This window comes from Paenibacillus sp. OK003 (genome assembly GCF_900109515.1).
Lineage (GTDB): Bacteria > Bacillota > Bacilli > Paenibacillales > Paenibacillaceae > Paenibacillus > Paenibacillus marchantiae.
Genome location: NZ_FOBD01000024.1, coordinates 65,793 through 72,567 on the forward strand (window position 1 = coordinate 65,793; position 6,775 = coordinate 72,567).

Consider the following 6,775-nt stretch of genomic DNA (forward strand, 5'->3'; position numbering starts at 1 on the left):
AGAAGGGGTTTTACACATGAAAAAATGGTCTTTTGCTCTACTTAGCATTATGCTGATTGCGGTTCTAACGGCTTGCGGAAACAACAAGGATTCCGACAGCGGCGCTGACAATGCTGGAGGCGCACCGCGCACCGTAGAATTGAAAGTGGGAGCATCACCAACACCACATGCTGAAATTTTGGAAAGCATCAAGCCTGAACTCGAAGCTGAAGGCATTCGCTTGCAAATCGTGACTTTCAATGACTATGTTCAACCGAACCAACAGCTTGAAGATAAACAACTGGATGCGAACTTTTTCCAACACCAACCTTACCTGGATACAGAGAACAAAGAACGTGGTTTCCATCTCGTTGCTGTAACACCTGTGCATGTTGAGCCATTTGCTGGCTATTCCAAAAAAATCAAATCATTGGATGAGTTGAAAGACGGCGCAAAAGTTGCCATTCCTAATGACCCATCCAACGGCGGTCGTGCACTGTTGTTGCTTGCAAAAGAAGGACTTATCACGCTGAAAGACAACACAAATATCACTTCCAACATTCAGGATATTACAGCCAATCCGAAAAACCTGAATATCATTGAGCTGGATGCAGCCATGATGCCTCGTCAACTGGATGAAGCAGATTTGGTATTCATCAACGCCAACTACGCGTTGGAAGCCAATTTGAACCCAGAAAAAGATGCGTTGCTGATCGAAGATCTGCAAGGTAACCCTTATGCAAACATCCTCGTATCCCGTGAAGATAACAAAGATGCAGATGCCATTCAAAAACTGGCTGCAGCCCTGCATTCCGAAGAGGTTAAAACATTCATCAAAGATCGTTATCAAGGTGCTGTAGAACCGGCGTTTTAAGCTGAACGATTAAGCTGAAAATATATTGTATACTCGGCTCCACTTGTTATGGAACTACTAAAGAAAGCCCTGCATTCTCTTTATGGAGAATGCAGGGCTTTTTGTTTTGTACATCATGTTAAAGAGTGCTTCAATGTAAGAGCACTTTAAGTACGTTACTTATAAGCTTTAATGTTTATTCGGATTCGGATCAGTATCTGAATGTCCATCTGTCTGTTGGCTATCAGAGCCTGCGGACTCCTGTCCCGCAGCATGCTGTTGGTAAGCTTCCTCTGCAGGAGATAGCGAATTCTGATCTCCTGGATCAGCATCCTTTTTGCGACCGGTCAGCTTGCGACGAATCCATCCGAAAGCACCAACAATGGCGGCCACGATGACAAACCATCCTTTTTTAAGCAAAAGCAATAATCCAACTTTCTTAGCTACAGCTACACCAGCACCACCGAGAATCAGACTGGTCAGGCCAAGTTCTGATTTTTTGTCTACGGATGCATCAAACTCTTCATAGGTATTTCCTTTGATTACGTTGAGTTGGTTAAGCACGGAGCTTTCAAACATCGACATTAACATAGGCATCCAGACCAGACAAGGGAATTTTGGAGATAAAGGGTTAATTTTTCTACAAAAGACCTAATTCATTTTATTTCAGTGGTTTGAAAGATAAGTATTTAGTCCTTAATTTACACTTTTTTGAAAATGGTACAGATTGGTGGGAAACGCGAGTTGTGGGGGAATGATAAATCTTTTATACTGGATGAGTGACTGCTCTTTGAAGAGGGGGATGAACGTGAAGGGAAAGGTTGCCCTCATAACGGGAAGTGCAAAAGGTCTTGGTAAAATGACGGCCCTCAGTCTGGCGGATCAGGGTTGCCATATTGCGCTGAATTACGTACATAGCCGTACGGAAGCTGAGGCGTTAGAGGCTCAGATCGTAGCCAAGGGTGTGCGGTGTATTGCCGTCCAGGCCGATATTTCCAAGACAGAAGAGATCACTATGCTGGTTGCAACGGTTGAAGAGAAACTGGGAAGCATTGATATTCTCGTGAACAACGCGGGTCCTTTTGTCCGTGAACGTCGACTGTTTGCCGAGTATTCCGAAGATGAGGTTCAGATGCTTGTGCAAGGAAATTTGCTTGGGCCGATGCTGCTGGATCAGCGTGTATTGCCTGAGATGCGGCGCAAGCAGTGGGGACGAATTATCCATTTTGGCTTCAGTCATGCGGGAGAAGCGAGGTCATGGCCTCATCGGGCGGTTTATGCTGCTGCGAAGGTAGGTCTGGTTTCATTTACAAAGACACTTGCTGTGGAGGAAGCTCCCTACGGCATTACGGTTAATATGGTCTGTCCAGGTGATATTCGCGGTGCCAATAAAGAGAAAACGATTGATGAGATGGCAGGCATAACCGACGAGGAAACGCCCAGAGGACGTCCTGGAAGCGGTGAAGATATTGCGCGGGTGATCACTTATCTGTGTCTAAATCATTCCGATTTTATAACTGGTAACATTATGGATGTATCTGGAGGACTTGATCCGATTCGTCCTAACATACAGCGTGAGGATGCATAGCACAAAAAAAGAGCCCTCCGCTTCATGTGAAGCGAAAGGCTCTTGAGGTTTATTTCGTGAAGGATTGATTAGAATACTTGTACGACTTCTTCGACACCCTCAACTTCTTCGAGAAGGGCGCGTTCAATCCCGGCTTTTAAGGTAATGGTGGAGCTTGGGCAGCTGCCGCAGGCACCGACCAGTTTCAGCTTAATAATGCCGTCCTCCACGTCGACCAGTTCCACGTCACCGCCATCGCGTTGCAGGAACGGACGAAGTTTGTCAAGCACTTCAGATACCTCATCATACATGGTGCTTTGTGCGTTTTCGCTCATTTTTTTCAACTCCTTTCCTCACTATAGTATATTACAATTGGCCACAAATTAAAATGGTCAAACAAAGCAGGTGAACCTACATGAGACCGATTATTGAATTTTGTGCCAATAATATGCATTTTGGCACAGATGAAGTCATGGATCAACTGGAAGAAAATCCAGACTATGATGTGATAGAATACGGCTGCCTCAGCAACTGCGGCCAATGTTACATGACTCCATTTGCACTGGTGAATGGCGAGCTTGTCATCACCGACAAAGTGGAGGATTTATATAACGCTATATTGGCCAAAATTGCCGAAGCCGATGCCTGGGATGAGCTGGATCTCGATTAACCGAGATGACGCTTGGACATCCAGAGCACGCCGCTTTTTAGAATACGTGGCACACGTCCCATCATGGACGTTTTGCCCATCAGCCCAAATCCAGCCTTCTTGCCGAGTGCACCGAGTGTGCCACGAAGCTTGAGTGGCTGCGGATTGGGCTTTTCGCCTTTCCAGAGGGCATGCTGAATATGGGCGATTTGTTCACCCTGTACTTCGGCAGCCTGACCGCTTGGTGCATAAGGCACGCTGGCACAGTCACCTACTACATAAACATCGGTATATTCTGGAATTTGATAATATTCGTTCAGTACGACACGACCTTGTGGATCCTTGGTCACATCGAGATCCTGTACGACTTTTACGGGCTGAATGCCGGCAGTCCAGACTACCGCATCCGTCAGAATTTCTTCATCACGGTTGAAAATGGCGTTCGGTTCAAGTCGGGAAATGGCAATATGCCCACGTGTCTCGACCTGATGTTCACCAAACCATTCATGAACATAAGCGGACAAGCGCTGCGGAAAAGCGGATAATACACGTTCACCACGGTCCAGGATGCTGATGTTCAGATCCGGTCTGCTCTCACGAAGCTCGGCAGCGATCTCGACGCCGCTCAATCCACCGCCGACGATATGCACGTTACCATAAGCTTTGACTTCGTTAAGACGAAGGTAGGTTTCCCGTGTCTTGCTAAAGCTTTGAATCGTACAGCTATATTCCTCGGCTCCCGGCGTATTGTGGAATCGGTCTGTACATCCAAGTCCAATCACGAGCTTGTCATACTCCAAAGGGTCCTGTCCTTCAAATTCAATCTGACGCTGTTCCAAGTCAATCGAAGTTACTTCTCCGTAACGATAAGTGACTTTGTCGCTGACTGGAAATTGGATACGCAGGTCATAATCGGATACGGTCCCTGCTGCGAGTGCGTAATATTCAGTTTTCAATCCTTGGAAGGGACTGCGGTCCACCAACACGATTTGTGTATCTGACGGGATCTTGCCTTCCAGAAGTTCCTTGATAATCGTGAGGCCACCGTAGCCGCCTCCGAGAATGACGAAATTTTTCATGACTCGGCTTCCTTTCTGCATCAGTCCCGTGTGAACGGGGCTGTAACCTGTGGAGCAGCTATGCAATAACATAGCTGCTCCTGTTTTTTTAATCTGGATTTGAAATGATTGAAAATAGGCATTTAAAATTACAAATATGTTTCAGCAATCTGCACCACTCCATGCCAAACGCTCCCCAGTAGAATGGAAGTCGCTTATGGGAATGATGCTCATGCTACGTGCTATTCGTACACTTGAATTTCATTGTAGAACGTATCACGTTCAACCGGAATGCGTCCAGCACCCTTAATTAACCATATAAGCTCTTTGCGGGTGAGGCCTTCAGGTGTTAGTGCGCCTGCGGCATGACTAATCCGTTCGCGAACGATAGTTCCGTGTGCATCCGAAGCACCGAATCCAAGGGCGACTTGAGTCAGCTGTGGACCGATGTTGATGAAGTATGCTTTGATATGATCGATGTTATCCAGCATCAGACGGCTGATCGCAATCGTTTTGAGATCTTCGTATGCGGAGTTACGACGCATGATGCTGGCGTTTTTGCTTTTCGGCTGCATGGAGAGCGGGATAAATACCATGAATCCGTTGGTCTCATCTTGCAGTTCGCGAATCTGTACCATATGGTTCACACGATCCTCATAAGACTCAATGGATCCATAAAGCATCGTTGTATGGGTACGCATGCCCAAATGATGAGCAGTACGGTGTACTTCCAGATAACGGTCAACGTTCGCTTTGTTTACACGCATTTTTTTGCGGTATTCATCAGACAGGATCTCAGCGCCACCGCCCGTCAGTGATTTCAGACCTGCTTTTTGCAGTTCTTGTAGTACTTCCTTGATGCTCAGTCCGCTGATGCGAGTGAAGAAATCAATCTCGGCCGCCGTGTAGGCTTTCAGCGTAACGTCCGGATATTTCTCGTTTAAAGCACGCAAGGAATCGACATAATATTGAAAAGGAACATGGTTGTTATGTCCGCCTACAATATGGAACTCGCGTACACCTGGGTGAATATGCTGTTCTACGTAATCAATCATTTCCTGACCGGACAACGTGTAAGAGCCTTCTTCGCCCTGATCTTTGCGGAAGTTACAGAAAGCACAGTGGGCTTCGCATACGTTAGTAAAATAAAGGCTCATGTTTTCAATAAAATAAACTTTCTTGCCATTCTTACGCAGGTTGGCCTCATTGGCCAATTGGCCCAAAGTCAGCAGATCATCCGTTTCATACAGATAAACGCCGTCTTCTACGGTCAGCCTTACGCCGTTCTGCACTTTCTCAACGATTTCAGCCATTTTTTTGTCTGTGAACGGTGTTACCAATGTAGACATGTTGTATCCTCCTATTCTTAACCGGAATCGAGTTGTGTGTAGGACTTACTTACAGAACTACATAGAAAAGATGCGGTCATCTGCCGCTTCTTATATGGACTAACTCTTATTTACCCGGTGCAGCCTGTGCTGCGTACGTAAAGCTGATTTTTCATCAAAATGAGTCTTGTGACTCTATATGCATTGGGGACTGCGTACAGTCTCGAAATGTGAAAAAAATTACAACTCTATATATGACCATCGCCTGAATAAGTCATGACAAAATATCGACATTTCAAAGCGATCACCTACTCATTATAAACCTCGTGTCCCGGGGGTTCAATACACTGGGAAGAAAAAGGAGTTAAGGGGGAACGCGGAAACAGGCAAAGATGACTTGAGCCCCTTGACGGGGTGGAGTATAATTTAAAGAAGAGTTAACGAAAGGTTGTTCAAAAAGTACGCTTTTGATTACGAAGGATGCCTAGCGGCATCTCAGCGTCGAATATGGGATTCAGCCGAAATAAGAAATGCTTGCGAAGTATGTTTCCTTCGGAAACATTGTAGTTGCTCACGTAGTTTTGCCTACGCTCCGCTACTCCATTTCTATCTTCATCCCATCTTCTTGGTACTGAAAAGCGCCCTTTTTGAACATGATTTTATATGAAAAAGGAGAGTGACCTGGCATGATTAGCATCAGCGAAACAGCTGCAGACAGATTGAAAGAAATGCTTGCACAGCAAGAGACACCTGGTATGTTCTTGCGTCTGGGCGTAGCACCGGGCGGTTGTACCGGATTTTCGTACGCCATGGGCTTTGATGATAAAGAGTCCGATGAGGACCTCTATATGGATATTCAGAATATGAAGGTTGTTGTAGAGAAGGAAAACCTGAAATATTTGAATGGACTGGAAATTGATTTTGAAGAATCCGGCATGTCCGGTGGTTTCACCATTCACAACCCGAACGCAGTGGCAACATGCGGCTGTGGATCATCCTTCCGGACGAGAGAAGAAGCAGGCGTACCGGATAAAGATTGTTAATAGTTGCGAATCGCGACCTCTATAGCGGATTAGTCTTGTGCTAATCACGTTATGGAGGTCTTTTTTTGCGTGGTGGTTTGGTAGTTACATATGTTGTACATATTAAGGGGACACCTGGGACGCTTTTTATATATATAGATGAAGTTGACAACTTATGTTGTAACTAATATAGTTACATTATGAGATTTAATAGAACCTAACCAAAGTCCAGCGGTATGATGTCAAGCTCCTAAATGTGTTGAATTGGAAATTCTCCTTAGGAAAAGCATCAGTAGCCGAAAAAAATGGCATCAGCAAA

The 6,775-nt window shown here is 45.6% G+C and carries 8 protein-coding genes; 4 read left to right on the forward strand and 4 right to left on the reverse strand.

Translation table 11 applies throughout. The features are described from left to right. Positions 1–16 precede the first annotated feature (16 nt). The gene (locus tag BMW94_RS27170) at positions 17–853 is read left to right on the forward strand and encodes a MetQ/NlpA family ABC transporter substrate-binding protein (protein WP_091001824.1); all 837 of its coding nucleotides are present in this window, start codon (positions 17–19) and stop codon (positions 851–853) included. A 168-nt stretch (positions 854–1,021) separates the two neighbouring features. On the opposite strand, the gene BMW94_RS27175 is transcribed toward BMW94_RS27170, so the two are convergent. Continuing rightward, positions 1,022–1,417, reverse strand: coding sequence for a DUF2167 domain-containing protein (locus tag BMW94_RS27175; RefSeq protein ID WP_254790389.1), 396 nt, complete (start codon positions 1,415–1,417; stop codon positions 1,022–1,024). 223 nt (positions 1,418–1,640) lie between these two features. Between BMW94_RS27175 and BMW94_RS27180 the strand changes: the two genes are divergently transcribed. Then, on the forward strand, positions 1,641–2,420 hold the full coding sequence (locus BMW94_RS27180) for an SDR family oxidoreductase (RefSeq protein ID WP_091001826.1): 780 nt from the start codon (positions 1,641–1,643) through the stop codon (positions 2,418–2,420). A gap of 68 nt (positions 2,421–2,488) precedes the next feature. On the opposite strand, the gene BMW94_RS27185 is transcribed toward BMW94_RS27180, so the two are convergent. Further along, on the reverse strand, positions 2,489–2,734 hold the full coding sequence (locus BMW94_RS27185; RefSeq protein ID WP_024632664.1) for a NifU family protein: 246 nt from the start codon (positions 2,732–2,734) through the stop codon (positions 2,489–2,491). 80 nt (positions 2,735–2,814) lie between these two features. Between BMW94_RS27185 and BMW94_RS27190 the strand changes: the two genes are divergently transcribed. Next, positions 2,815–3,069, forward strand: coding sequence for a YuzB family protein (locus BMW94_RS27190; RefSeq protein ID WP_063566116.1), 255 nt, complete (start codon positions 2,815–2,817; stop codon positions 3,067–3,069). Here the strand turns inward: BMW94_RS27190 and BMW94_RS27195 are convergent. Next, complete coding sequence (locus BMW94_RS27195) at positions 3,066–4,127, reverse strand: NAD(P)/FAD-dependent oxidoreductase (RefSeq protein WP_063566178.1); 1,062 nt, start codon at positions 4,125–4,127, stop codon at positions 3,066–3,068. The two genes, BMW94_RS27190 and BMW94_RS27195, sit on opposite strands and share 4 nt — an antisense overlap. 221 nt (positions 4,128–4,348) lie before the next feature. Continuing rightward, positions 4,349–5,455 carry an aminofutalosine synthase MqnE gene (mqnE, locus tag BMW94_RS27200; RefSeq protein ID WP_091001827.1) on the reverse strand — a complete coding sequence of 369 codons (1,107 nt, stop codon included), beginning with the start codon at positions 5,453–5,455 and terminating at the stop codon, positions 4,349–4,351. A 665-nt stretch (positions 5,456–6,120) separates the two neighbouring features. Here mqnE and BMW94_RS27205 point away from each other — a divergent pair. Then, complete coding sequence (locus BMW94_RS27205) at positions 6,121–6,477, forward strand: HesB/IscA family protein (protein WP_064635713.1); 357 nt, start codon at positions 6,121–6,123, stop codon at positions 6,475–6,477. Positions 6,478–6,775: the final 298 nt, after the last annotated feature.